At 38.0% G+C, this 4,933-nt stretch carries 5 protein-coding genes; 1 reads left to right on the forward strand and 4 read right to left on the reverse strand.

The annotated features are described in order from the left end of the window. Nucleotides 1–169: 169 nt before the first annotated feature. The gene (locus tag NZ519_12060) at nt 170–328 is read left to right on the forward strand and encodes a hypothetical protein (GenBank protein ID MCS7029489.1); all 159 of its coding nucleotides are present in this window, start codon (nt 170–172) and stop codon (nt 326–328) included. A gap of 14 nt (nt 329–342) precedes the next feature. On the opposite strand, the gene NZ519_12065 is transcribed toward NZ519_12060, so the two are convergent. The 4 genes from NZ519_12065 to NZ519_12080 form a co-directional block, all read right to left on the reverse strand. Further along, on the reverse strand, nt 343–1,968 hold the full coding sequence (locus NZ519_12065) for a right-handed parallel beta-helix repeat-containing protein (GenBank protein MCS7029490.1): 1,626 nt from the start codon (nt 1,966–1,968) through the stop codon (nt 343–345). Nucleotides 1,969–2,186: 218 nt separating this feature from the next. Next, nucleotides 2,187–2,327, reverse strand: coding sequence for a hypothetical protein (locus NZ519_12070; GenBank protein MCS7029491.1), 141 nt, complete (start codon nt 2,325–2,327; stop codon nt 2,187–2,189). Between the two features lie 12 nt (nt 2,328–2,339). Beyond that, nucleotides 2,340–4,730, reverse strand: a complete 2,391-nt coding sequence (locus NZ519_12075; GenBank protein MCS7029492.1) for a histidine kinase — start codon at nt 4,728–4,730, stop codon at nt 2,340–2,342. Between the two features lie 19 nt (nt 4,731–4,749). After that, nucleotides 4,750–4,933 (reverse strand): hypothetical protein (locus NZ519_12080; GenBank protein ID MCS7029493.1); only part of this gene is annotated, 184 nt, incomplete at its 5' end.

The following is a 4,933-nucleotide window of genomic DNA, read 5'->3' on the forward strand; positions in this document are numbered from 1 at the left end:
TTGCAGCAATTATGGCTGTAAATGTTGATTTTTAGTAAGTTAAGGTTCAAAGCAGGTATAAAAAGTTCAAAAGTCCGTATTCAAAATTGTGAGATACATATCTCTTTCAAAAAAGTAGTTCTGATTGGTTTGTATTTAAAAAAGCTTTTTGTTTTTATGGATTATTTTTTTGGGCGTGCCCTTGTGGGCGTTTCGCTTGTGCTCATGCCCACAAGGGCGGCGTGCTACGGGCTATGTGCAAAATGCCCCTGACCCTTGCGCCCGCACGACCAAAACCAAAAAAACAAATCTAAAACTTCAGAATTCTGCTATAAGTCCAAATAATTAGCTCCTCCCAATTGCTTAGGGAATTACATGAACTGGAACTGTACTGTTTTGAGTTTGAATAAAATATACACCCCCACTTGCCCCGTAAGTACTCCAATTTATACTCTCACTCGCCCCCAATTCTCTCTCAAACACTAACCTACCCATACTATCATAAATTCTAACATAACCTTTTCCATTCTTAATTTTAATATCTTCACCATGCTTCACAACACTAGGATAAACTTCAAATTTCTCTTTACAATCTGAAACCTCAATAGCTATAGTACGAGAATACACATTCTGTCCATCCTTGCTTACCCCTACTACTCTGTAATAATTCACACCCTCTCTGAAAACTTGTGTCTCAACACTCTGTTGTGAGTTTATACTAGCTACCTCCTCTGCATACTCCCATACTCTATCATCGATACTGTGCTGTACGTATAACTTCTTAAAGTTTTGATAGTTGGAAAGTTCCCAAGATAGTACAACACCTTTATGAGTGTATTTACCTACAAAGTTCTCTATTTCCAAAGGAAGTACATTTACCACACAATTGACAGGTACAGCGCATGAAGTTCCTGTATAAGCCCGTAACGCAAAAGCAGAAGTATTATTAGACGAATTAGTAGCCGTAGCAGTAACATAACCACAAAAAGAACCTGCTAATGACCAATTTCCTGATGCATTTGAAGTAGTAGTTCCTAAATAAACAGCACCTTGGTCAGGATCTGTACCTGCACAAAATCCTAAACTCACATCTTGGGCTTGAAATACTTCAATCGTGCAGTTAGGTGGGGCTGTACCTGAAACGGTTGTAGTAGTGGCAGTAGTAATAACAGGAGAAGGAATCGACCCGTTGCCACCATTGCTAAGCCTTATTCCCCTGTAGCCGCCGGGGGGAGCATTGCAATATATCTGGTTCCTGCTAATCAAATTATTAATAGTAGTTGGACCATCTACATGAATACCATCATACTGTCCCCCTGTAATAATGTTCGGTTGTCCTGATGCAGAACCACCAATAATCGTATTCTGAGACCCTGATTTGACTTCAATACAGTAGTAATCATTGCCCACACAACTTGTACCTGCCATACCTATCTGATTACCGCGAATAATGGTTCCCATTGCGCCTTCTACATCTATTCCTCTATACAAATTACATGCTATGATGTTGTCAAGGATTTGATTGTTATTAGAGCCTGGTCCTACTTGTATACCATCGTATCCATTAGCACTACACGCAGACGCATCAGGCAAAAGTCCAATTACGCAACCTCTTATTATCCCATTATCAGGTCCTTGTAAATCTATTCCAAAGTAACTATTAGCTCTGACTACACATCTTTCTATCAGAAAATTATCAGCAGGATCGCCATCTACAAATATACCAGAATATCCGAAGTTTCTTACTTCAAGCCCGATAAGTTGTACATTAGCTGAAGTAATTTGTAAGCCATGAGCTCCTAATGCACCTCCATCTATTATGATTTTAGGAGCAGAACCTGTGTAGCTTCCCGCAGGTTGAGTATTTCCATCAATAATCACAGGACCTGTGATGTTGGGCAAAGCCGTAGTAATTGAAATGACATGAGGTGGCGTACCTGGAATGTTGAAATGAATGTTGTCTGGTCCTGCTGCCGCGTTAGCATCCAAGATCGCCTGTCTTAGACTACCAGGTCCTGCATTTAACGTATTTGTAACTGTGAAAATTAAAGCCCACGCTTTGGAACAACTGTAACCAAGAGCAAGGCCTAGTAATAATAGTAGATACAGCTTTTTCAACAGCTTTTTCATAGATGTGCTCCAATTTGCTTCTCTGCAAATGTAAGCATTCATTTTAAATTATGCAAGTCTTTATTTAAAAATATTAATTACGTCATTTTTGTTTTTACACAAAAGATAACTTTAGCATGCCCTTGCCCATACTTCGCTGCGCTTGTGTGGGCAAGGGCGGCATGCTGCGAACTATGCGCGGAATGCCCCGACCCTTGCGCAGCAAGGGGCACGCCCAAAAAAACAAAAAATCAAATCATTTCCTGCAAAGGGATTCTCAACGTAGCCCGAGTACCTTGCTCTAACCTCTCAAAGGTGAGCAAATCCTCACGATGATATAACTTCTTTAAGCGACTTTCCACATTATTTATACCTGTACCTTTATTTTTTCGGGACAAGTCTATACCTACGCCATTGTCATACACTACACAGTACAAAAAACTATTCTCAATAAAAACATCAATTTTTATTTGACCGACATGCAGTATGTTAGATAAACCATGCTTGATGCAATTTTCAACCAATGTCTGAATACAAAACGCAGGAATCTGAACTTTTTCTGCTTCATGCTGAACGTTTAGGGATACTTGTAACTGCTCGCCAAAACGCAGCTGTTCAATTTCAAGATAGCTCCTTACCAAAGACATTTCGTTTTCAACAGTAACAAAATTTTCATTAGAGTATTTGAGTGTGTACCTAAAAATAAAAGCCAACTTTTCCACCGCTTGCTCTGCTAAATCAGGCTTGTAATGAATAAGCGCACTTATCGTATTGAGCGTGTTAAACAAAAAATGCGGATTGATCTGTGAGCGCAAGGCTATTAAGTTAGCTTCTGCATTTTTTTGAATAAGTATTTTTTCCTTTTCCAAAAGATACAACACCTCTAACGTAAGTTGAAGCTGCGTAATAGCCCTGCGAATAAGCTCTACTTCATACAAATTAAATACACCTGACTTTTTTCGTTTAAGTATAAGAAAGCCTATCTCTTGCTCATTAGAAATTTCCAAAGGAAAGACTAAACTAACTTCGTTTTGTATCCAAAATTCTTCCACTGCTGGTTCTAACTTAAATCGGCTAAGTTCCTTGTTCCTCGCCCAAAAAGTTTCAGACTTTTGCATCATTTGATGTATTTTGACCTTATCTATTAAGGACAAAAGTAGGCTTTCTTCGACATAATGCTGCGATAGCCATATCTGTACTTCAATACTTTGAGTGTAATCCTGTATTTCTTTGACAAAATCTTTCAAAAGTTTTTCTGAAGAAGTGTAACTTGGGATCTTATCTAAAAATGCTTTCATCTGAAAAGTCCGTTTTTGGACGGTAGTAATAAATAACCGTTGAAAAACATGCTCATACCGATAGTATATCCTTTGCGCAATTAAGACTAAAACTATTAAAATTAGTACCTCTACTAAACCATTGTAAGGATTGTATGAAAAACGAAAGTAGTAGAGCTTGTCAATCAAAGCATACAAGACTAATATCAAAAGTATGCCGATAAAATACAAAATAGACTGTGTAACGACTAAACTTACCTTGCCAAACCGCAGTAGCGGATTGACCGCCCAAAAAGCAGGAAAAACTAAATAACCTTGCACTAAAAGCTCGTTTATTTCACTTTTCCACACAGCATAAGTAGAAAAAGCAGTATTCCACAAAAGTATAGAGGAGAACACAAAATAAAGTGTTGAAAAGAGAATTTTTTTACTATTCCACTGCGTTTCATGAATTATCCTTTGGAGTTGGTAGTGCCATACACTTATCAGAAAAATCATTTGAGTAACAAAGCTTAGAGATTGAGCATGATAAGGATAGGTGGCATCTACAAAAATGGTCTTAATAATGATAAACGAAATAGCCAAAAAATAAATGGTCATTAAAAAAATTATGCAAAGTTTAAGGTAGCGATGGAATAGGTATTGTAAAGTATTTAAAAATATAGTTACAGCAATAGCATTCCAGAAGATAAGAAGAAATGTAAGCAGCCAGCGTTCTAATTTTACATTAAAAAATTGTATTTCTAATATCAAACTAAAATACCGAGCATTTTGCACTACATACCAAAGCAGCACAAATGTAATCAGGCTAAAAGGTAGCAAATAAGTCTTTAAGTCTTGTTGAACGATAGGGATGAGAATCAGCCACAAAGTTAGGGCGCCCATTGCCATAAATACCAAAGTCCAGCTTTGGACTTGCCACAATGTTTTTTCCAAAGGATAGGTAAAAGTTGGATAGTATCCGCATTGAATGATGATAGTGGCTTCAAATGGGCGAAATTGTTCAGGATCATCACGAAGAACTTGGTAAATAAGGTGTTCGCCAGGTTTAGCGCTGCGGATAATTTCGTTAGCCATATCTGCGGTATATACTTTTTGGTAGTTGATAGCTGTGAGTATATCGTGTTCTTGTACAGAGATGCCTTGCAATAGGGCGTTGGATTTAAGAATAGGGTGTACAAAAGTAGCTTCGATGCCTCGTGTAGTATTTTCCCATTTTATCCAATCAAAGCCGATAAAGCGATCTCCGCCACGCACAGAGATTTTTTCTTCTTGTGTTTGGTAAGTTTTATAGAAGAGGTAAGCAGTATAAAATACAGTTGTCAGAATAAAGACGCTTAGAGTGTTAGCCAGTAATTTTCTCACCTTTTGCAAAAATACATTTCTAATCAATCAAAATAGTCAGTTTGTTCCATGCATTAGTGTTTACCCGTTTCACTCTTTGTGGTATCTTTTTAGTCATTTTTTTGGGAAGTTTTTCTACTTGATAGATTTTTTTTGGGCGTGCCCTTGCCCACACTTCGCTTGCGCTTGTGTGGGCAAGGTCGGCGTGGGGGGGGGGGCGGGGG

The sequence above is a fragment of the Bacteroidia bacterium genome (assembly GCA_025056095.1).
GTDB lineage: Bacteria > Bacteroidota > Bacteroidia > JANWVE01 > JANWVE01 > JANWVE01.